At 63.4% G+C, this 21,468-nt stretch carries 19 protein-coding genes and 1 pseudogene; 4 read left to right on the top strand and 16 right to left on the bottom strand.

The features are described 5' to 3' along the window. The 10 genes and pseudogenes from ASF98_RS21745 to ASF98_RS21705 all read right to left on the bottom strand — a co-directional run. Positions 1-144, bottom strand: a 144-nt coding sequence (locus ASF98_RS21745) for a nucleoside monophosphate kinase (RefSeq protein WP_200939434.1), incomplete at its 3' end; no start/stop codon positions are given. A gap of 60 nt (positions 145-204) precedes the next feature. After that, positions 205-954 (bottom strand): maleylpyruvate isomerase family mycothiol-dependent enzyme, encoded by a 750-nt coding sequence (locus ASF98_RS21740; protein WP_055806599.1) that lies wholly within the window; start codon positions 952-954, stop codon positions 205-207. Next, positions 954-1,790: a fumarylacetoacetate hydrolase family protein gene (locus ASF98_RS21735; RefSeq protein ID WP_055806598.1), complete on the bottom strand. Its 837-nt coding sequence runs from the start codon at positions 1,788-1,790 to the stop codon at positions 954-956. The genes ASF98_RS21740 and ASF98_RS21735 overlap by 1 nt, the downstream gene beginning before the upstream one ends. Then, positions 1,790-2,086, bottom strand: a pseudogene (locus tag ASF98_RS24360) (cupin domain-containing protein); the annotation flags it as partial. The pseudogene ASF98_RS24360 and the gene ASF98_RS21735, both read right to left, overlap by 1 nt. A gap of 4 nt (positions 2,087-2,090) precedes the next feature. Then, positions 2,091-3,077: a cupin domain-containing protein gene (locus ASF98_RS21730; protein WP_235506115.1), complete on the bottom strand. Its 987-nt coding sequence runs from the start codon at positions 3,075-3,077 to the stop codon at positions 2,091-2,093. A 9-nt stretch (positions 3,078-3,086) separates the two neighbouring features. Further along, positions 3,087-4,760 (bottom strand): (2,3-dihydroxybenzoyl)adenylate synthase, encoded by a 1,674-nt coding sequence (locus ASF98_RS21725; protein ID WP_055806596.1) that lies wholly within the window; start codon positions 4,758-4,760, stop codon positions 3,087-3,089. Beyond that, entirely contained in the window at positions 4,757-6,793 is a 2,037-nt protein-coding gene (locus tag ASF98_RS21720) for an acetate--CoA ligase family protein (RefSeq protein WP_055806593.1), read from the bottom strand. The genes ASF98_RS21725 and ASF98_RS21720 overlap by 4 nt, the downstream gene beginning before the upstream one ends. Further along, the gene (locus ASF98_RS21715; protein ID WP_055806591.1) at positions 6,786-8,360 is read right to left on the bottom strand and encodes an FAD-dependent monooxygenase; all 1,575 of its coding nucleotides are present in this window, start codon (positions 8,358-8,360) and stop codon (positions 6,786-6,788) included. Before ASF98_RS21715 ends, ASF98_RS21720 begins: the two co-directional genes overlap by 8 nt. Positions 8,361-8,447: 87 nt before the next feature. Continuing rightward, positions 8,448-9,284, bottom strand: a complete 837-nt coding sequence (locus tag ASF98_RS21710; protein ID WP_055806589.1) for a PaaX family transcriptional regulator — start codon at positions 9,282-9,284, stop codon at positions 8,448-8,450. 105 nt (positions 9,285-9,389) lie between these two features. Beyond that, positions 9,390-10,223: a PaaX family transcriptional regulator gene (locus ASF98_RS21705; protein WP_082506999.1), complete on the bottom strand. Its 834-nt coding sequence runs from the start codon at positions 10,221-10,223 to the stop codon at positions 9,390-9,392. Positions 10,224-10,401: 178 nt separating this feature from the next. On the opposite strand from ASF98_RS21705, the gene ASF98_RS21700 reads away from it, so the two are divergent. Genes ASF98_RS21700 through ASF98_RS21690 form a run of 3 tightly spaced genes read left to right on the top strand, consistent with a single transcriptional unit; the run spans position 10,402 to position 14,408 of the window. After that, positions 10,402-11,760 (top strand): MFS transporter, encoded by a 1,359-nt coding sequence (locus tag ASF98_RS21700; RefSeq protein ID WP_055806588.1) that lies wholly within the window; start codon positions 10,402-10,404, stop codon positions 11,758-11,760. A 57-nt stretch (positions 11,761-11,817) separates the two neighbouring features. After that, a complete protein-coding gene (locus ASF98_RS21695) occupies positions 11,818-13,269 on the top strand; it encodes an aldehyde dehydrogenase (protein WP_055806586.1) in 1,452 nt (483 codons plus the stop codon). Positions 13,270-13,301: 32 nt separating this feature from the next. After that, complete coding sequence (locus ASF98_RS21690) at positions 13,302-14,408, top strand: NAD(P)-dependent alcohol dehydrogenase (RefSeq protein ID WP_235506114.1); 1,107 nt, start codon at positions 13,302-13,304, stop codon at positions 14,406-14,408. Between the two features lie 103 nt (positions 14,409-14,511). Here the strand turns inward: ASF98_RS21690 and ASF98_RS21685 are convergent, their stop codons facing one another. Together ASF98_RS21685 and ASF98_RS21680 are read right to left on the bottom strand one after the other, a co-directional pair. After that, complete coding sequence (locus ASF98_RS21685) at positions 14,512-15,153, bottom strand: NADPH-dependent F420 reductase (RefSeq protein WP_055806774.1); 642 nt, start codon at positions 15,151-15,153, stop codon at positions 14,512-14,514. 172 nt (positions 15,154-15,325) lie between these two features. After that, the gene (locus tag ASF98_RS21680) at positions 15,326-15,916 is read right to left on the bottom strand and encodes a TetR/AcrR family transcriptional regulator (RefSeq protein WP_055806771.1); all 591 of its coding nucleotides are present in this window, start codon (positions 15,914-15,916) and stop codon (positions 15,326-15,328) included. A 459-nt stretch (positions 15,917-16,375) separates the two neighbouring features. Here ASF98_RS21680 and ASF98_RS21675 point away from each other — a divergent pair, with 459 nt between their 5' ends. Next, positions 16,376-17,476, top strand: coding sequence for an NAD(P)-dependent alcohol dehydrogenase (locus tag ASF98_RS21675; RefSeq protein WP_055806583.1), 1,101 nt, complete (start codon positions 16,376-16,378; stop codon positions 17,474-17,476). 85 nt (positions 17,477-17,561) lie between these two features. On the opposite strand, the gene ASF98_RS21670 is transcribed toward ASF98_RS21675, so the two are convergent. From ASF98_RS21670 to ASF98_RS21655, 4 genes are all read right to left on the bottom strand, one after another. Next, complete coding sequence (locus tag ASF98_RS21670) at positions 17,562-18,191, bottom strand: alpha/beta hydrolase (RefSeq protein WP_055806576.1); 630 nt, start codon at positions 18,189-18,191, stop codon at positions 17,562-17,564. After that, a complete protein-coding gene (locus tag ASF98_RS21665; RefSeq protein WP_055806573.1) occupies positions 18,188-18,796 on the bottom strand; it encodes a cysteine hydrolase in 609 nt (202 codons plus the stop codon). Before ASF98_RS21665 ends, ASF98_RS21670 begins: the two co-directional genes overlap by 4 nt. A gap of 190 nt (positions 18,797-18,986) precedes the next feature. Beyond that, positions 18,987-20,036, bottom strand: a complete 1,050-nt coding sequence (locus ASF98_RS21660; protein ID WP_055806570.1) for a 2,3-butanediol dehydrogenase — start codon at positions 20,034-20,036, stop codon at positions 18,987-18,989. 27 nt (positions 20,037-20,063) lie between these two features. Then, on the bottom strand, positions 20,064-21,434 hold the full coding sequence (locus ASF98_RS21655) for an NAD-dependent succinate-semialdehyde dehydrogenase (RefSeq protein ID WP_055806567.1): 1,371 nt from the start codon (positions 21,432-21,434) through the stop codon (positions 20,064-20,066). Positions 21,435-21,468 lie beyond the last annotated feature (34 nt).

The following is a 21,468-nucleotide window of genomic DNA, read 5'->3' as shown; positions in this document are numbered from 1 at the left end:
CTTGGCCTCGACGCCCAGCGGCGTCTCACCCTTGACGTTGGCGCGGAAGATATCGCCGGTGGAGATCGCAACGACGCCGAGGCGCTCGGAGATCCGATCCGCCTGCGTTCCCTTGCCTGAACCCGGAGGTCCGATAATCAGCATTCTCGTCATCGCAAAAGCCCTTCGTAGTGACGTTGTTGTAGCTGCGCGTCTATCCGGGCGCTAGATCCATTTGGGTGCGGCGGGCACAAGACTGCCGACGCTCGACCCGGCAACCTCCACGTCGTGGGTGCCGCGTCCGGTGGCCCATTGGGTGATGGCCGCGAGCGGGCCGGTGATCAGTGTTGGGTTCTCCGCGCTGGTGTCGCCGCACGTCAGGTCTGTGCCAGTCACCCTGATGAGTAGTCCGGTGTCGGTGCCGCGGGTGTGCCAGGCGCCGGTGATGTCCTTCAGGAGCCGTTCGAGCACGGGTTCGGGGATGTCCCGGAAGCTGGCGCCGTTGTCCAGGTCCACGGCGTGGACCCAGACTTCACGGGTGCGCATCCAGACGGTTTCCTCGGCCGGGACGATCCTGCCCTGGGCTGTTTTGACTTTGTGGTGCCAGGCTTCGGCGGGGAGGTCCCGCCATTCGACGTTCAGGTGCACCGCGGAGTGGTCGAACAGGTGCCGCAGCGCGATCGGCGGAAGGGTTGCCCCGAAGTTGATTTCGTGGTCCCGCACCGACGTGGAGGCGTACATGGGCGTCTCCACGCCGGTGGCTGCCCACTCGATCAGCCGCGCGATGGCCCGCGCGTTGTAGCCGATGTGGGCCGTCACGTGCCGCCGGGTCCAGCCCGGCAGCAGCGAGTCCCCGTTAAGGTCCGCGTCGGTGAGCTCGTTGAGCTTGCGGGCGAAGAACGCCGTGCCCCGCCGTGCCTGCAGCAAACCCTCGAGCAGGACCGGGTCCGTGGTCTGGTCGTGGCGGGCGACCATCAGGCTTCCTTGACCACGCGGTTGCTCAGCTGGCCCAGGCCCTCGATGGTGGTGACCAGGATCTGGCCTTCCTGCAGGTACCTCTTGGGATCCTGGGCGTGGCCCACACCGCCCGGGGTGCCGGTCGCGATCACATCCCCGGGGTTCAGCGTGATGATCGTGGAGATGTAGGAGACCAGGAACTCCGGGGTGAACACCAGGTCACCGGTCGGGGTGGACTGCTGGACCTCGCCGTCCACGGCCGAGGTCATCAGGGGACCGGCGGTGAACTCATCCCGCGTGACCAGGGCGGGGCCGAACGGGGTGGAGTTCTCCCAGGTCTTGCCCTGGAGCCACTGGATGGTGCGGAACTGGTAGTCGCGCATGGACACATCGTTCAGCACCGAGTACCCGGCGATGTAATCCTTGGCGTCGGCTTCGCTGATCCGGCGGCCCTTCTTGCCGATCACCACGGCGAGTTCGGCTTCCCAGTCCACGGTGTCCGATTCCTGCGGCAGGGCCAGGTCATCGTTCGGGCCGATCAGGGATTCCTGGTATTTCGCGAACAGGGTGGGGTACTCCGGGATGTCCCGGCCCATTTCCTTGATGTGGTTCCGGTAGTTGTGGCCCACGCAGATGATCTTGCCCGGGAACGGGACCACCGGGGCGAGGTCCGCGCCCTCAAGCGGGTGCGTCGCGCCGTTCGCGGCGGCGGCGATGGACTCCCAGGCGGAATCCTTCAGGAGTTCCCCGACGTCGGCGAACGCGTCGATCTCGGTCAGGGTGGTCCCGTCCTGACGGACAGCCACGGTGCCGTTAGCGTTGCCGGCGGGGGTGCGGAGGGTGAGGAGTCTCATTACTTGGTGCGTCCTTCGATGTAGGTGCGGTTGAAGTTCAGTCGTTCAAAGATCGGGGCGTCGCTGAAGCGGAACAGGTCAAAGGTTGCGTTCGAGCCGGTCCCGGCCTGCAGGGACCATTCCTGCCAGGACGGGACAACGAACAGGTCACCCTTCTCCAGGGTCCTGACCTCGCCGTTCAGGACCACGGAACCGGTCCCTTCGAAGACCTGCCAGACACTGGAGCCGACCTCGCGGACCGCTTCAGTGGTCGCGCCGGCGCGGAGGCGGTGGAATTCGGCCCGGATGGTGGGCATNGAGTCAATGACGATCACGTCGAGGGACCCCGAGCCAATCAGCATGTCCATGATTTCCTTCGAAGACCTGCCAGACACTGGAGCCGACCTCGCGGACCGCTTCAGTGGTCGCGCCGGCGCGGAGGCGGTGGAATTCGGCCCGGATGGTGGGCATCACATCCCCGCCCGTGGTCGGGTTCGTGTACCGGACGGCGGCGTGGCCCTGGGACACGGTGGCCGGGTGGCCCTCGTCCTCCAGCAAAAGCTGCTCGGTCAGGGCCCGGTCGGTGTATTCCCACCGGTACGCGGCGATGGGGGAGCTGGTGGTGTCATCCAGGCCCGAGAGCGGACGCAGGCCCGGGTGGGCCCAGAGCCGCTCGGAGCGGGAGATGTCCGGGGTCGCCTCGTCCGTGACGCGCTCGGTGCCGAACTCGAAGAACCCGGCGTCGGCGTAGTGCACGAACGGGATGTCCAGCCCGTCGATCCAGGCCATCGGCTCATCCGTGTCGTTGTGGTGGCCGTGGAAGTTCCAGCCCGGAGTCAGCAGGAAATCCCCGCGGGACATCCGCACCGGATCCCCGTTCACCACCGTCCAGACACCCTCGCCCTCAACGACGAAGCGGAACGCGTTCTGCGAGTGCCGGTGCTCCGGAGCGGTCTCGCGGGCACCAAGGTACTGGATCGCAGCCCACAACGTCGGAGTGGCATACGGGGTACCGGCCAGGCCGGGGTTCGCCAGGGCAATAGCACGGCGTTCCCCGCCACGGCCCACCGGGACCAGGTCACCGGCACGGGCCGCCAGCGGGTACAAGTCGCTCCACCGCCACACATGGGCCACCGCCTTCGGGGACGGGACCATCGGCATCAAATCCGCGATCTCAGTCCACAACGGAATCAGGTTCTCCCGGTCAAAATCCCGGTACAGCTGCTCAAGCTGCGCAGCCTCCTCCGGGGTCGGCTCCGGCAAGGCGTGGCTGGTAGCAACTGACTCATGCGTGATGTTCTCAGTCATGGCAATCCTCTACTTTGAGTGGGCGCTGGCGGTAGCCAGGCGTTCGGCGATGTCGGCGCGAAGGTCCTTCTTATTGATCTTTCCGACCTTGGTCGTCGGCAGCTCGTCAACCACGACGAGATGTTCAGGGATCTTGAAAGCAGCCACACCGGTCCGGCGCAGCATCTCCTGGATCTGTTCCAGGGTTACTTCGCATCCTGGTTTGACCGTGATGTACAGGCAGAGCCGTTCGCCGAGCATCTGGTCCGGCATGGCGACCGCAGCGGCCATGGTTACGTCCTCGATCCGGTAGACCAGGCTTTCGATTTCCTCGGCCGAGATCTTTTCTCCCCCACGGTTGATCATGTCTTTGTCGCGTCCCTGGACGATCAGGTTTCCGTCGGGGCGCCGTTCCACGATGTCACCGCTGGCGTACCAGCCGTCCGGGGTGAAGGCCCGGGCGTTGGCCTCGGGCGCGCGGTAATATCCCCGAGGAGTATAGGGTCCGCGGGTCAGGATGGAGCCGGGGACGCCGTCCGGCAGGTCCTCTCCGGCCTCATTGACGATGCGCACCTCGTCGGCTTCGGACACGGGGCGGCCTTGGGTAGTGCAGATGATGTCTTCGGGGTCGTCCAGTCGGGTGGTGTTGATGAGTCCTTCGGCCATGCCGAAGACCTGCTGCAGGGTGGCGCCCAGGACTGGCTTCACTTTCCGCGCAATCTCGTCGGGCAGACGTGAGCCGCCGACCTGGAGCACTTCGAGGCTGGCCAGCTGCTTGGTGCCGGCTTCCTGCTGGTACTCGATCCATCTCTGGGCGACGGCGGGGACAGCGGTGGAGAGTGTCACGCCCTCACGTTCGATAGCGGCGAAGGCCTTGCGTGGTTCCGGGCTGGGCAGCATGATCACGCGGCCGCCGGCGAACAGAATTCCGAGGATGCCCGGGCAGGCCAGCGGGAAGTTGTGGCTCGCCGGCAGGGTGCCCAAGTAAACGGTGTCCTCGGAAACTCCCGTGGGAATCGAGGTGGCTTTGATGTTATAGGCGTAGTCGTTGTGGGTTCTGGTGATCAGTTTGGGCAGGCCGGTGGTGCCACCGGAGAGCAGAAACAGCGCCGGTGAGTCCGGCGAAGGTGCACTGGCGTCCAGCCTTGCCCGGGCGCCTGCAACGTCCTTTACAGGGGCCAGGATTTCCTCGAGACGTGCGTTCAGGGGTTTTGCTTCACCGGAGACGAGGATGATCTCCAAAGACGGAATGCTTGACGCAAGCTCTTCGGCCATTGCCTGGTGGTCAAAGTCCTTGATGACGTCCGGAACTGCGATGGCGCGTGATTCGGAGAGTTCCGTGAGGAAGGAGAGCTCATACTGGCGGTGTGCAGGCAGAGCCATTACCGGGATAATGCCTCCCCGGAAGCATGCCAAGGTCAGCACGGTGAACTGCCAGCCGTTGGGCAGCTGGATCATGATGCGGTCATCCGCTTTGAGGCCCAGTTGCAGGAGGCGTTCCGCGGCAGCATCCATTCTGTTGGCCAGCTCGGCGTAGCTGAGCCGGACGTCCCCGTCCACAATGGCGATTTTTTCCGGCAACCGGTCGGCTGTTTCCAGCACGTAGGCGCCCAGCGTGCGGTCTTCCCAGTAGCCCTTGCTGCGGAATTCGGCTGCGAGGTCCTCGGGCCACGGGATGGTGCCTTCACTGGTGTGGCTGGTCATTTAATGTCCTCCTCGACATTGATAACTACTGCATCCAGGGCTAGAAGCCCGTCATGGGTGAGGCGCAGGGGGTTGATTTCGATCTCGGCGATTTCGTCATTGGAAACGAGGGCATCCCCGAGCCTGGCCAGCAGGCCTGCGAGCTCCGCTGTCTCCAGCATCGGCCCGGAACGGAAGCCGTACAAGAGATCCCGCGCCTGGAGATCTCCGGGCATGCCCTCGGCCACCCGCACCGAAAGGGGAGCGGATCGGATGGAAATGTCGGCGAAGACCTCTGCGGCGGTGCCGCCCAGGCCCAGAACGACGATCGGTCCGAACACAGGGTCACGGCGTACGCCGACCACCAGGTCGACGCCGGATGGAGCCATGGCTTCGATGAGGAATTCGCGGGCACCGGCGGCCTCCAGGCCGTCCAGTGCCCGGTCCATGGCCTCGGGGGAGTCCACCCCCAGGTGCACACCGCCGATCTCAGTCTTGTGCAGGACCGCCGCATCAAGCAGCTTGACCGCCACCGGACCTCCCAGCTCGGTGAAAGCGTCATGGGCTGCGGCGCGGCTGCTGCAGCTGCGCCGCGCAGGCGTGGCAATACCGAGTGCGCCGAGGAGTTCCTTGGCTCGGTTTTCGTCCCAAGGCCCTTCCAGGCCCGGCCAGGTGAATGCTCCAGCCGGTGCCTCGGCGCGCTGAAATTGTCCGCGCGCGTCGTTGACGAGGGCTATAACGCCGTGGGCCAGCGATGTCGGTCCGCTGATCAGGGGCAGGTCGTGCTGGGCGGCTGACTTCCGGGCACGTTCCTGATCACCGTCAGGGCCGTCCACGCCGATCAGGAACGGCATCGTGTTGGCCACTCCGGAATTGGCGACAGCGAGAGGAAGGTCGGCCACCGGTTCGGTCAGTCCGTACACCGCTACGAGATCGATGGCCGGGTCGGCTGCCACGGCGGCCACGACCTTCTCGTAACCGGGTCCCGGCCGGCCGGTGTCCACGGGGTTGGCCTGGAAGGTCAGCGGCGGCAGCAGCGTGCCGATGGTGTCCTGGCTCGTCTGTGCCAGGCGCGGAAGGGTTACCCCCGCGCTGTGGAGTGCATCGGCGATCAATAGTCCGGGGCCCGCCTGCCCGGTGATGAGTCCCACCCCCGGGTCTGCCGCCGGCTTAAGGCGTCGCCCCGCCAGGGCGGTAACGGCGGCCACCAGCTGGTTCTCGTCGTCGACGATCACGGCGCCGGCCTGTTTCAGGGCCGCCCGCGTGGTTCGCCAGGATGTGGCCAGGGCCCCGGTGTGGGACTGGGCGAACTCTGAAACGTCATTTCGCCCGACGACCAAAGCCACGACCGGTTTCACCGAGCTGAGGCGCGAAACGGCGTCGATGAGTGCTGGTCCGTCAGCGACGGTTTCCAGATGTAGCGCCACCGCTTTGGTTTGGTCATCATGGATCAAGTAGTCGAGGACATCGGGCGCGCTGATGTCCGTGCCGGCGCCGATGCCGACGGCCAGGCTGACGCCCGCTCCGGCTCGCTGCAGGTGGAAAGCAAGGACATGATTTACTCCACCGCTCGCCGCCACGACGGCCACCGAACCGGGTTCGAGTTCTGCGACGCCGGGGACGAAGCTGGCGCGCAGGTTGCGGCGGGGGACGAAGAAGCCTGATGTGTTCGGGCCGAGCAGCCGTATGCCAGTTTCCTTGACGGCTGCCTCTACCTGGCGGGCGAATTCGACGCCGGGCCCGCCTGCTTCGGCGAAACCGCCGGCGCAGACCAGTGCCGCTTTGGCGCCGTTTGCTGCGCTGTCGCGAAGTGCCTGGGCAGTGGCGGCGGCAGGGACGCAGAGTACGGCCAGATCGGGACCGCCGGGAATTGCTGACGCGGCTTTGGCGATGCTGGTGTGCATGCCGTTTTCACCGCGGCTGTTGACGAGCTCAACGGGAGCCGGGTAGTTGGAGAGCGACTGTGCCATAACAGCGCCGAGCTTTTCCGGGCTGGATGAGGCACCAACGACGATGATGCCGCGGGGTGCAAACAGGGGGCTCAGGCTATGCATCGGTTGCCTCCGTGCTTTGTGCTGCGACGGCGTCTGCGCGGCCGGAGAGCACCAGGGTCAAAGCCGAAGTCGGGCCCTGGTCATCGACGATGACACTTGTCAGACCGCGTCCAAGCCGCGCTTCCTCCGAAAGGAGGATGCGTGTGAACGGGTTGCCGCCTTGGATGACAACGACGGCGGCCTCTGCAGGCAAGTGTCCAAAGGCGGCGGCCAGGCCGGCTTCCGTATCCGGCGCGATGAGCAGCAGTGCGGTATTGATGTCTGCGTCGGTAGGGTCGGTGGTCAGGGGAATGCTGCCGCCGGGGCCGGTCAAGGCCACCTGGCCGTTGTGCTCGACCACGGCGAGCTGGCGGCCGGTGAACTCGACGGTTCCTGCGGCGAGCGGTGTCTCCAGTGGGGTGTTGCCGTGCCGGGCCAGCCAGTCCTGCTCCGCAGAGGCAACAAGCTCGGGATCGCGCTGGCGGATCTTGTCGATGTCGATGCTGCGGGAGAAGAAGTGGAAGGTGAACTGCGTGGGCTCGAAGGAGTTGTAGTAACGGGCGAAGTGTTCCCACCAGCTCAGTCCACCGCGTGCCTGGTTCTGGATCTTGGCGACCTGTGGCTGGCGTTCGGCCTCGTAGTTCGTAAATGCGAGTTCGAGGTCGTCCTGGTGAGCAGCTACTTCACGGACCAGTGCGATGGCGTCTTCCATCGCCATCTTGGTGCCGGAGCCGACGGAGAAGTGGGCGGTGTGGACGGCGTCGCCAAGCAGGACGACGTTGCCCTTGTGCCAGGACCGGGTCCGACGGGTGCGGAAATTCGCCCATCGGGAGTTGTTGGCTACGAGAGGCTCACCGGCGATGTCTTCGGCGAACAGTTTTTCCAGGAAACGCTGGGTCTTCAGGTCTGAGGGTCCCGGGGGCTGGCTGGCATCGAATTCGTCGAGGCCGGACTTCCGCCAGGTTTCCTCGTCCGTTTCGACAATGAAGGTGCTGAGGTCGTCGCTGATCGGGTAGCCGTGAACGGCGAAGTTGCCGAATTCGCTTTGCCGGTGGACAAAGGTGAGTCCGCTGAACTTGTACGTGGTCCCGAACCAGATGAATTTCGCCGTCGCGGTCTCAGCGGTGTGGCCAAGGCTCTCGCCCAGCTGTTCGCGGGTGGAGGAGTTTGCGCCGTCTGCGCCGACGATCAGGTCGAAGTCGTCAAGCTGGGACAGGTCGGGCACATACTGGCCAAAGCGCATGTCGACGCCGACTTCGGCCGCCCGGTCCTGCATGAGCTTCAGGAGGGTCTTGCGGTAGATGGCGGCCATTCCGTTGCCGGCGAAGGACTTTTGTTCGCCTTTGAGCCAGACCTCAATTTCCTCCCAGTGTGTGCCGAAGTCACGGAGGCCGTTGCGGACAACGGGATCGGCGTCGTTGATCCGATTGAGCGTTGCGTCGGAGAAAACTACGCCAAAACCGAACGCGTCAGTCGCCTGGTTCCGCTCAAAGAGCACGACTTCAGCGTCGGGAACGGCTTGCTTGAACAGAGTTGAGAAGAACAGTCCGCCGGGACCGCCGCCAATGCAGGCTACGCGAAGTGCCATCGATGCCACCTTCTAAAGTTTTGGAAGTCAGTGAGAAAGCTCTCACCGAAATTATGTAACTATTCTACGCTGAACGTCAACTATTTGTTACAAGTAGCAATCGGCCGTCACCGGACGGACCTGCCTGCCGATGACTTCCTCGACGAACGACTGCGCCCGCGGGCCCAGCTGCTCGTGCACCCGGCTGAAAAGACTGAATGCCGCAGGACCAGGCCAGTCCCTGGGCTGCAGCTCGCGCGGCAGTTCCGGGTCGCGAAAGGGGAAGCGGCGAAAATCGTCAATGATCCTGGTGCGTTCCACCAGGGCCCGTTTGCCATCTTTGGCGCTGTTGCCCTGTACGTCGTCCAGATGCGCATAGGAGGACAGGAAATCCAGATAGTCGCGACGCAGGGACTCCAGATCCCAGCACCGGGCCGCCAGTTCGCGTGCCGCTGCCGCGTCATGGGAGCCGCACCAGAGGACATTCACGCGGGCGCTTCCGTGCCGGGACGCGATCTCTTTTGCCTCTTTGGCGAGATCGTGAGGGGCCAGCCAGGTAGAGGGGGAGAGTTGACCAAACCCTGTCCACGCCAACTGCTTGCGGAGCTGTTCCCGAACGGCGCGGTCGGATTCCGGCACCTGATAGATGACCATGGTCCAGCGGCCGCTCCAGGGCTCCTCCTTGCGGCGGAAGATCCGCGGGCGGCCGTTGACGAGGATGTCGAGCATCTGGTCACTCAGGGTGTAAACCGTCTCCCGGCCATCCCTGCGCGTAGTAAACCACCCCTCCTGCCTGAGGCGGGACATGCTCACCCTGACGGTGCCTGGTTCCAAGCCGAAAGCCGTCATGAGCTCGGTCAGTTCGCCGAGCTTGGCCTCACCGCCGGCGTAGCGAAGGTAGTCGCCAAAGAGGTTCAGGACCAGCGACCGGTGTGTCTCCACCATGGGGACTCCTGGAATCGAAATTGATGTAACGTCCAGAGTAACGGCCTGCGTCATAATGTTACATATTTAGGGGTGGGCACGTCCTGAAAATGATTGGCGGGCTGCTTATGCCACGACCTCTTGACCCTCCCCGACGGGCTGGCCGATGATGCCGGAGACGAATTCCGTGGCTCCTGGACCGAGCTGGCGGTGTACCGCGCCAAACAAGCCGTATGCCTCACTGCTCGGCCATCCCTCGGGCTGCAGTTCCCTGGGCAGGTAGGGGTCCCGGAACGGAAAGCGGCGGAAGTCGCCGATGATTTGCATCCGTTCGATAAGTGCCGTGCGGCCGTCCTTGCCCGCATTCGCCACCTCGTCCTTGAGGGCGGAGTAGGTGCGAATGAACTCCTGATAGTCCTCGCCGAGCTGCTTTAGGTCCCAGCATCGCGCGGCCAGGTCTCTGTCCTCCTCGAGGTCGCCGGTCCCGCACCAGAGCGCATCAACCTTTGCCAGCGGAAACTCGGCGGCGATCTCGCGGACCTCCGACATGAGATCGTGCGGACTGAGCCAGGTCGACGGCGACAGTTGGCCGAACCCATGCCACGCGAGTTGCTTTCGGAGCTGCTCGCGGACGGCACGCTCAGATTCCGGCACCTGGTAAATGGCCATCGTCCAGCGGCCCTCCCAGCTCTCGTCCCGACGCCGGAAGATTCGTTCCCGGCCTTCGTCGAGGATATCCAGCATGTGGGGAGTGAGGGTGTAAACCGTTTCCCGCCCCACGCGACGGGTGGTGAACCAGCCCTCCTTGCGAAGCCGCGAGAGGTTGACCCGGACCGTAGCAGGCTCGATGTTGAAGACGGACAGGAGTTCCGTGATGTCGGCGAGCCTGACCTCACTCCCGGCGTATCGGAGGTAGTCCCCGAATAGATCCAGGATCAGGGCTCTGGGTTTCCACTGCATAAGGCTCCTCCGCTTCATATTTTTGGCGTCCGAATGAAACCGTCAATCATGAACATGCAACAGACCTGTTGACGAACAACATATTTATGTTACATTCGATTGTGGGTCAGATCACAGACGATAGACCCCCTCATCTCTGGCACAGCCACAAAGTCGTGTATATCACCTGGAGTCCCCAATGGCTTTTCAATCGCCTGCCTCATCTCCGGTTCGCCCTCGTAAATCGGCAGCCGCTGTTATCTTTCTCTGTTTTCTGGCCATCGTCTTCGACGGATACGACCTGGTCGTCTACGGAGCCATCGTCCCCAAGCTCCTGGCCTACGAACCATGGGGCCTGACTCCCGTGCAGACCGGCGCAATCGGCAGCTATGCGCTGGCCGGAATGTTTATTGGCGCCATCCTCATCGGCTACCTTACGGACATTGTCGGGCGTCGGAAGATCATGATGATTTCCATCGCATCCTTCTCGGTCCTGATGCTTCTGACCGCCTGGGCGCCGACTCCGGAACTCTTCGGCCTGTTCCGTTTCCTCGCGGGCCTTGGACTGGGCGGTGTGATCCCGACGGCGATAGCACTGACAGTCGAGTTCTCGAAGACGAACCGGCGCAACTTCAATAACGCCCTGATGTTCTCCGGCTATGCTGTCGGCGGCGTTCTTGCCGCGCTACTCTCGCTCGCCTTCCTGCCCGCTCTCGGATTCCAGGGAATGCTGGCGCTCGGCGGCGTTCCACTCGTCGCCGTCGTCCCTTTGCTGTTCAAGTTCCTCCCCGAATCCCCGGCGTTTCTCGCCGTCAAGGGCGACCGGGCCCGGGCGGAACGCATTGTCGCCGATTACGGGCTTGAACCGCTGCCTGCAGCACGGGTTCAGGGCGACGCACCAGTTGCCGGCCGTTTCCGCACCCTGCTGACCGGACGCCTGCTGGGAGCGATGATCCTCTTCTGCTTGGCCGGGGTCTGCGGGCAGACCCTCGTGTACGGGCTTAATACCTGGCTGCCGCAGCTCATGGTCATCGCCAAGTATTCGCTGGCCTCCTCGCTGACATTCCTCCTCACGGTCAACGTCGGCGCCGTCGTCGGTGTGCTGGTATCTTCCCGACTCGCCGACCGCTTCGGTCCGCGGCCGGTCACTGCAACGGCTTTTGCCAGTTCCGGCATAGCGCTGGTTCTCATGGGAACAGGCGTCATGCCGCTTCCGGTCATGTACCTGCTCGTCGCAGTTGTCGGCTTCGGGTCCGTAGGAGCCCAGATCCTGGTCAATGGGTTCGTCGCCACCTACTTCTCAGGCGCAACGCGGGCCACAGCCCTTGGCATCACGCTCGGCATCGGACGGATCGGCGCGGTCCTGGCGATCTCAGGCGGAGGCGTTCTCGTTGCCGCCTCGCTGGGCAACTTCATCAACTTCTCCGTCTGGGCCATAGCAGCTGCAATCGGCGTAGTTGCGGTCCTGACCGTGCCTCGCCCCTCCAACGCGGCCGCCGACGGCGAAGCTGCAGCTACTCCCGAACAGCATTCGTCCAGCACCACCGTCCACCACTAAGAACCGCAGAGCCGGGCCATCGCGCCGGCGGCGCAGGCCACCAACTAAGGAGTCCACTTGCAGACGCAACTTATCATTGACAATCAGCCCAGAAGCGGCCGTGAAGGCAAGACCTTCGAACGACGAAACCCCCTGACGGGCGCAGTTGTGACCGAAGGTGCGGCAGCCGGAGTGGATGACGCTCTGGATGCGGTTGAATCGGCATCAAAGGCATTCAGCACCTGGTCAACGTCCGGCCCCACCGAACGCCGGGCCGTGATGCTGAAGGCCGCGGACATCATGGAGCGGCGCGGCCCGGAGTTTATCGAGACGATGATGTCAGAAGTCGGGGCAGCGCAGCTCTGGGCCGGGTTCAACGTCTTCCTCACTGCACAACTGTTCCGTGAAGCAGCCGGGCTCGCCACTCAGATTCAGGGTGAGACCCTCCCGACGGACAAACCGGGAACGCTCTCGATGACTGTCCGGCAACCCGCCGGAGTGGTTCTCAGCATGGCCCCTTGGAACGGGGCCGGCGTGCTTGCCGCCCGGGCGATCGCTTACCCGATCGTTTGTGGCAACACGGTGGTCTTCCGCGCCTCGGAAACAAGCCCGAAGACCCATGCGATCATCGCAGAGGTCCTGCACGAGGCCGGACTCCCGGCCGGTGTGCTCAACTTCCTCACAAGTACTGCTGAGGACTCGGAGCGGGTGGTGGAATCCATCATTGCGCACCCGGCGGTGCGCCGGGTCAACTTCACCGGATCAACCGCGGTGGGGCGCATTATTGCCGAGAAGGCCGCCCGCCATCTTAAGCCCGCACTGCTCGAGCTCGGCGGCAAGGCTCCGTTCGTCGTCCTCGACGACGCTGACATTGACGGCGCCGTCAACGCGGCAGTCTTCGGTTCCTTCCTTTACCAGGGGCAGATTTGTATGTCGACAGAACGTTTCGTCGTTGACGACAGTGTGGCCGACGAGTTTGTTTCCAAGTTCGCAGCACGGGCGGCGCAACTCGGCAGCGGAGACCCGATGGTTGACGACGCCTGCATCGTCGGGCCGATGATCCGTGAAGAGTCAGGCGCCCGGATCAACGGACTCATCGACGATGCCCTGGCCAAGGGAGCGGAGCTGGTAGTCGGCGACCGTGCCGACGGCGCTTCGATGGCGGCCACCATCATCGATAAAGTGCGGCCTGAGATGTCCATCTACGATGAGGAAACGTTCGGCCCCATCACCACGGTTGTCCGCGTTTCCGGTGTCGAAGAGGCTGTCCAAGTAGCCAACGATACGGAGTACGGTCTCGCCGCTGCCGTTTTCGGAGCGGACAGCACCCGCGCACTGCAGGTTGCCATGCGCATTCAAGCCGGACACGTGCATGTCAACGGGGCGACCGTGCAGAACGAGGCGCAGGCTCCATACGGCGGCATGAAGAACAGCGGCTACGGCCGGTTCGACGGCAGGGCGGTCATCAACGAATTCACTGAGCTGAAGTGGATCACCGTCGAGCAGTCCGACCAGCAGTACCCGTTCTAGAGCAAAACCCCCACGCAGCCGTAAAGGATGAAATGACCATGCAAGTAACCGCAGCAGTGGCCCGGGAGCCACGGCAACCCCTCACGATTGAAGAGCTTGAGCTGGACGATCTCCGTTCCAACGAGGTACTCGTAAAAATGGTGGCTTCCGGTGTGTGCCACACGGACGCCATCGTCCGTGACCAGGTCTATCCCACGCCGCTGCCGGCCGTCCTTGGACACGAGGGAGCCGGAGTCGTGGAGCGGATCGGGAGTTCGGTGACCACTGTGAAGCCGGGTGACCACGTTCTGCTCGCTGCCGCGTACTGCGGTAAGTGCGACCGTTGCCGGTCCGGCGAAATGGCGTACTGCGAGAACCTCTTCGCCGCTGACTTCGGGGGCCGGAGGCCCGACGGGACCACGGCATTGAGCAAGGACGGGGAAGTGATCTCCTCCCATTTCTTCGGACAATCATCGTTCGCCACGTACGCGAACGTCGTCGAAGAAAGCGTCGTCCGGGTCGACTCGGACGTTCCCCTTGAAATAGTTGCCCCGCTCGGGTGCGGTATCCAGACCGGCGCCGGCGCCGTTCTCAACGAACTCAAGCCCGGCCTGAACAGCACGCTTGTGGTCATCGGCACCGGCGCTGTCGGATCCGGTGCGATCATGGCCGGCGGGATCGCTGGGTGCGCGCGGATCATCGCCGTTGACATCCACGCCTCCAGGCTCGACCTCGCGAAAGAACTTGGAGCGACGGACGTGATCAACACCAAGGAAACCGACCTGACGGACGAGATCCTGCGCTTGACGGACGGCCGCGGCGCTGACTACGTGGTGGATACAACGGCCCGTCCGGAGCTGCTCCGCAAGGCAGCCGACGCCCTGGCCCTCCGGGGCACGCTGGCGCTGGTGGGCGCTGCTGCGCCCGGAACCGAGGTTTCCTTCGAGATCGGGCTGTCACTGGTCAAGGGATGGACGTTCAAGACGGTGATTCAGGGAAGCTCGGTACCGCAGGTATTCATTCCCAAGCTCATCCAGTTGTGGAAGGACGGCCGGTTCCCCATGGACAAGCTGATGCGTAACTACAGCCTGAATGAGATCAACCAGGGGTTCGAAGATTCCGCCAAAGGAACAGTGATCAAGCCTGTCGTTGTGTACTAAGCGGCGGCTGCTTTTGAGGCAGGCGCCCTAGCATTCTTCAGTTCATACGAAAGCGGACGACGGCGGGAGAGCTCCCGGCGTCGTCCGCTTTTTGAGTTGGATGCTACTTGGTGACCTGAAGCCCGGTGTCCCAGTTGAAATCGGCGAATTCGGGGTTGGCCTGCATGGTCATCAGGACGAACTGGAATCCTTCGAGTTCGCGGGAGCGCTTCAGCGGACCGACTACCAGAGGGCGCATGCCGCCAGCGCTGACGAAGCTGCTCACGGCTGCGTTGGCCTCGGCACTGTCCCCGGCGATGAAGACGTCCAGCGGCTGTCCACCTGACTCGCCTGCCACCAAGGTGCCGGCGAAGGTCGTGTTGAATGCCTTGACGACGTTGGCGCCTGCGGGGACAAGCTGCGCGATTTCCTCGGCGGCGGAGTTGCCGGGCTCGACGACCAGGGAATCGAAGGTCTCGAAGTTCACCGGGTTGGTGATGTCCACGATGGTCTTGCCCGCCAAGGCGTCGCCGTAGGCGCTGACCACGGACTTTGCGGCGTCGAACGGGACCGCCAGGACCACGATGCCGCCCTTCGGGGTGTCGGCGGTGGTGCCGGCGGTGACGCCGGATCCAAGCGCGCCGGCCAGTTCGTTGGCCTTGGTTTCTTCTTGCCCAAGAATTTCGACGGTCAGGCCTGCAGCGAGGGCACGGGTTGCGATGCCACGGGCCATGTTGCCGTTGCCGATGATGGTGAGGTTCGTCATTGGAGTCTTCTTTCCGAAAATACGGGCCAGCAGGGTGTTCATTGGATTCTGTTCTCTCAGGGGAGCAGTAGTTGAAGCTACAACTAAATATAGATCAATTAGGTTGAAGCGTCAAGTAAATGCGTCGAGTGATGAGAACGCCTGGGCTCACGCCCGGCTCCGAGGCTGGCGTCTAGGACGGCTGCGAGGCCATGCCGGGTGCGTCGCGGGCGAGTAGTTCGCTGGTTCGGATAATAGACGCGCGCCTGCGTTCGTCGTCCGGCGTTCCGGTTATCACGAGCGGGACGTTCGGACTCGATACCCAGGCGTGGCAGAGCGTGACGATTGTTAGCAGAAGGTCTTCCGCTGCCGCCTCGCTCAATGCCGGAAGGGCGCCCCGGATCTCGCTGACTTTGTTCGCTGCGCGCAGGGCGCGGGTCTCCGCCCCTACCGGATGCCCTTGCTCAAGCCCCTCCCAAAAAGTGAGGCGCGCGAGACTGGGGCGGCTCCTGGAAAGATCAAAGTACCGTCCCGCAAAGTCGGCGATCGCAACGGGGCCCGAGCCGACGATCGGAAGGTCGTCCAGGGCGGTGACGAGTTCGCGGGTGAGTGCCGCTTCGAAGAGTTCGGCCTTGCCGCCGAAGTAGAAGTAGATCCGTTCCCGGTTGCACCCTGAGATCCGCGAAATCTGGTGGATGCGCGCACCGGAGAAGCCCCGGTCGGAGAACTCGGTGATAGCGGCGTCGAGGAGTTTTTCCCGTGTCGCGTCAGTGTCCCAGGCCATGGACCCCATCATATCTCCAACCGTTCGTTTGCTTTTGCGATTCAAGGCGCAGTAGCATCAAATCCAACCAGACGTTTGGAGATTGAGTGGAACATGAGGGCAAAGCGTTAGCAGCCGATGAGACGGATGCGCATCATCACCGAACTGCCGGTATGGCATCCGTCCACGTAAGGGCTGTCATTACCTGGGTGGCGATCTTTCCGCTGGCCGCAATAGGAATGAGTGTCTTGGCCGCATTGGCGCCGGGGTGGCCTCCGGTTTTGCGCGCTTTCACGCTCACTCTTGTGGTCGTTCCTATCGCCGTCTACTTCGCTGTTCCCCGCCTTCTCCTGATTCAGACGAAGCTGGGCCACGCTGCGACGCGCACACGCGTGGGTCGCACTGCGAAACGCAATACGCGGGTTCGCAAGCCACGCCGGGGTGCACGATCATCCCGGTCACGATGATGAGGAGTTTGCCATGCAGGTAACTGCTGCTGTCGCGCGGGAGCACGATGCACCGTTCACGATCGAACAGCTTGAGCTGGACGCCCTGAGGCCCAATGAAGTGAGGGTCCGCATGGTTGCAACCGGGATCTGTCACACGGACGTGCTCGTCCGCGATGGCGTTTATCCCACACCGCTGCCGGCCGTCCTGGGGCATGAGGGGGCCGGCGTTGTCGAAGCGGTCGGCGACTCGGTTGTCTCCGTGGTGCCTGGTGATCATGTTGTCCTCGCCGCCGCGTACTGCGGTCACTGCAAGCGTTGCCGGAACGGCCAGATGGCGTACTGCGAGAACCTGATGGCGGCAGACTTTGGCGGGCGACGTCTGGACGGCACAACCTCCCTGAGTAAGAACGATGAGGCCATCTCGTCGCACTTCTTCGGCCAGTCATCCTTCGCGACCTACGCGAACGTCGTCGAGGAGTCGGTCGTCCGTGTCGACAAGGACGTCCCGCTCGAGCACCTGGGCCCGCTGGGCTGTGGCATCAACACGGGGGCGGGAACTGTCCTCAATGAACTTAGGCCGGAGATCGGGTCCTCATTGGTTGTTTTTGGCACGGGCGCCGTCGGCTGCGCCGCAGTCATGGCTGCGCGTATCGCGGACTGTGCCACTGTCATTGCGATTGACATCCACGACTCCCGGTTGGAACTCGCCCGAGAGCTCGGCGCTACACACGTCATCAATTCGAAGACCGAGGATGTCGCCGGACGGCTTCGTGAAATCACGGCTGACGAAGGCGTGGACTACGTGGTGGACACCACCGGCCTGCCCTCGCTCCTTCGCCAGGCGGCCGATGCCCTGGGAGTGCGCGGCACCCTCGCCCTCGTTGGCGCGGCTAAGCCTGGCACGGAGGTCAGCTTCGAGATCGGCGCGTCCCTGGTGAAGGGCTGGACTTTCAAGACCGTGGTCCAGGGCAGTTCGGTGCCGCAGGTCTTCATTCCCCGGCTGATCCAGCTCTGGAAAGACGGCAGGTTCCCTTTCGAAAAACTCGTCGGTGATTATGCTCTCGGTGACATCAACCAGGGCTTTGAAGATTCGAAGAGCGGGAAGACAATCAAGCCGGTCATCGTCTTCTGACGCGTCGGCGAAGACCATACATTGCCAGGGACCACGCTCACGCTGAGCGTGGTCCCTTCAGCAATATCGGCGGTAGGCGGGTGCCTTACTGGTCCTGTAGGTCGGTGATCCAACGCGCAAGGGCCGTGACGTCGTCTTGGCCAATGCTGTGTCCACCGGCCGAGCGGAGTGACATTGTCTGTGCGCCTGACTCCGCCGTGAGATAGCTCCACGTGGACTCAAGTAGCTCGCCCGGTATGACTGCATCGGCGTCGCCGTGGGCGACGAACATGCGAACGTCCCGGAGCCGGCCCGGCGTGGTGGGCACTCCGGCGTCGAAGGGCAACGTTCCGCGCAGAATAGCCGTGCCTGCGAAACGTTCCGGATCGGCCAGGACGAGGCCTCCGGCGAAGGCGGCACCTCCGCTGAACCCTACGAGGATCACCGGACGCGGGGCGGGCGCGACAGTTTCCAGCCAGCCCCTGAACCATGCCATGGTCTCAGCCAATGACTCTGCTACCGGGCGGCCGATGCCGCGGTTGGCGAACCAGGCGAATCCTGGACCTTCTGCGATGGGGGCCCGCACCGCTGCGTAGCTCGGGCCGAGCGGGAGGTAATCGGCCAACGCGAGAATGTCAGTTTCGCGCGATCCCCGCCCATGCAGCAGAACCACAAGGGGCTTGTCTGGACTATCCGGAGATTGCCACGCAACGGCCGGATCAGGCAACTGGCTCATGCAGCGACTCCCGTAACTTCGTCAGTGGTCACGAACTCCGCGATGTTGGTCAGGGCGTACGTCAACGCGGCCCCGTGCCAGTCTGCGTTGATGCTCGACGCGGCGTCCGTGACGAGGACGGCGCGGTAGCCGTGGTCCGCAGCGTCACGAAGGGTGTGTTCCACGGCCATATTGGTCCAGACCCCTGCCACCACTACGGTGGTGACACCTGAATTTCTTAGCAGCATGTCCAGGCCCGTGCCATTGAAGCCGCTCATCCGATTGCGGATAAGGACAGGCTCGTCCGCTCGTGCTTCCAAGCCTTCCAGTGCATCTGCGCCCCACGTGCCGAGCTTGAGCGATTCCGGGCCGATCATCCGGAAGATGGGAGCGTTGCTGCCGCCGAATTCACCGCCCGGGTAGAAGATGATGCGGTTGTGGATGACCGGCAAGGATTGGTTGCGGGCCCAGTCAAGCAGTTGCCGAACGTGGGGGACCAGGTCTTGTTCAGCTGCGTGGTCGGCGGCGCCAAACGACGCGAAGGCTCCGTCCGGATGGACGTTGTCGTTTTGCAGGTCGACCAGTAGCAGGGCGGTTTTGCTGAGGTCGAGGGGCGTATTTTCCATGGTGACTCCTGTATTCGCGTCGTATTCATCAAGATTGCTTTAATCTACAACTGTCGTTTCGAGGTATTCTATTCCCGGGGTTTTCGTCCGTCGTCGGCACCTCCCATTTCATGCCGAAAGCCTGGACCTGCGATGGCAGGTCCAGGCTTACTCATGCGGCCGTCAACGCCCCGGGGAGTAGTGCCGTGGATCAGCTTGCGGGGTCGACCAGAAGTTTCATCTTTTGGCCGGCGCGGAGCTGTTCGAATCCCTGCTCGATGACGCCGGTGAGGGGGACGTCCTCCACCCATCCGGTGGTTTTGTAGTGGCCCTTCGCCATCAGGTCGATGACTGATGAGTAGTCGGCTCCGGTGTAGCAGATGGTCCCTTGGATGCGTCGCTCCCGCAGAACAAGGTTGATGAGGGGGGTCGGCAGGGGTTTCTCGTAGATCGCCACGCTGACAAGCGGGCGGCGTTCTCCGAGGCATTCCAGGGCTGATTGGACGGCAGGGGCAACCCCCGCGGCATCGAAGGCGGCGTCAACCCCGTCACCGTTGGTCCGGTCAGCGATGAGGGCGGTCACGTCCTGGCTGCTCGGATCCAGTGTCCGGGCACCGAGTGCCTCGATGGACCTGCGGCGGGTCTCCGACGGTTCAACGACGTCGATCTCGGTCAGGCCCATCCCGCGAAGGGCGAACCAGAGGCCAATGCCGATGGGCCCTGCACCGTAAATCAGCGCCCTGCTCTGGTCGTTGACCTCACCCATGGTGGCGGCGTGATAGGCCACGGACATTGGTTCGACCAGTGCCCCCATCTCAAGCGACACGTTGTCGGGAAGTTTGTGCACCTGGTTGACTGGCACGACCGTGTATTCGGCCATGCCCCCGTCCGCCATCAACCCGTGGAATCCGATGACGTTGCAGAGGTTGTATGCTCCCGTCCGGCATGGACGGCACTCGCCGCAACGGTAAATTGGCTCGACGGCGACGCGGTCACCCACGTGGACATCCGTGACGTTCTTGCCCACTTCTGTCACCAGACCCGAGAACTCATGGCCCAGCGTCAAGGGCAGGCATCGGCCGGTGAGCGGGTGAGGGTCGGTGGGCGGAATGAAGATCGGCCCGTCGTAATACTCGTGGAGGTCGGTGCCGCAGATCCCGTTGCGGCTGACCTTGATCTTCACCTGGCCTTCGCCCGGGGACGGCTCCGGAATGTCCTCAATCTCGAGTTTGTTTTTGCCGTAGTACACCGCTGCGCGCATGGCGCCTCCTAAATATCGTGTTCAGGTTCAGATGATCCGGATGAGTTTCTTGTTCGCGAACTCGTTGAGTCCGAATTTGCCGAGCTCGCGGCCGATTCCGGAGCTCTTGACGCCGCCGAACGGCAGGTCCGGAGCGCTCTTGATCGTGGTGTTGATCCCCACCATGCCCACCTCCAGGCGGTCGGAAACGTAGGCGGCCTGCTGCTTGTCTTCAGTGAAGACGGCGCTGCCCAGACCAAAGGGTGAATCGTTGGCCATCTCGATCGCTTCGTCCACTGAATTGACGCGGTAGAGGATGGCGACCGGCCCGAAGAGTTCTTCGCGGAAGGCGCGCATTTCCGGTGTGACGCCGGAGAGGACCGTTGCCGGGTAATAAGCTCCGCGGCCTTCCGGGACCACTCCGCCCAGATGGACTGTCGCCCCCTTTGACACGGCGTCATCGACTTGTTCGGCGAGTTCTGCGCGAGCCTGGGCGGAGGACATCGGACCGAGGCGGGTGTCTTCACTCATTGGGTCACCGATTTGCCAGTCCGCGGCTTTGGCCAGGAACTCCGCCAGGAAATTGTCCCAGTTGGAAGCATCGATGATGAGCCTTTTCGGTGACGTGCAGGCTTGGCCCGCGTTCCCGAAGCGTCCGGCCGCTGCCGCGCTGGCGGCTTTCTTGATGTCGGCGTCCGGGAGCACGAGGAACGGGTCGGAGCCACCGAGTTCCAGGACGCACTTCTTCATGTGGCGCCCGGCGAGGGCACCGACTGCGCTGCCTGCGCGCTCTGACCCGGTGAGGGACACACCCTGGAGGAGGGGACTGGCAATGATGTCGGCGATCTGGTTGGAGGTGGCGAAGATATTTTGGTAGACCCCTTCAGGGGCCCCCGCGGCGTCGATAATCTCGGCAATACGCAGAGCCTGTTGCGGGCAGTTGCTGGCATGCTTCAGCAGCACAGTGTTGCCCAACAGCAGGTTGGGTGCGACGAAGCGCGCCATCTGGTAGTACGGGAAGTTCCACGGCATGACGCCGAGGAGAGGGCCGATGGGAGCTGTGCGCACCAGCGCCCGGCCGGCGCCTGCGATGTCGAGCTCCTCGTCAGCGAGCAGCTTCTCGCCGGAGGTGGCGTAGTACTCGTAAATGGCGGCGGACAGTTCCACTTCGGCCTTAGCCTGGGTGATCGGCTTGCCCATCTCTAGCGTCATCAGCTTGGCAAGGTCGATGGCGTGCTGCCGGTGAAGGTCTGCTATGCGCTGCAAGAGGGCGCAGCGTTCGGCGAGGTCCTTTGTGTGCCAAGACCGGTAGGCAGTGTGGGAGCGAGACAGGGAGGCTGTCACCTCGGCGTCGGTCATGCTGTCGTACTCCTGCACCACACTGCCGCTGGTGGGGTCGACCGTTGCATATTTCTTCATTGATAGTCTTTCATCTTTGCTGTGGCCAGCCTCG

This window comes from Arthrobacter sp. Leaf337 (assembly GCF_001423745.1).
GTDB lineage: Bacteria > Actinomycetota > Actinomycetes > Actinomycetales > Micrococcaceae > Arthrobacter.
The sequence above is the reverse complement of the archived record's forward strand: the minus strand, read 5'-3'. Positions and strand labels throughout refer to the sequence as shown.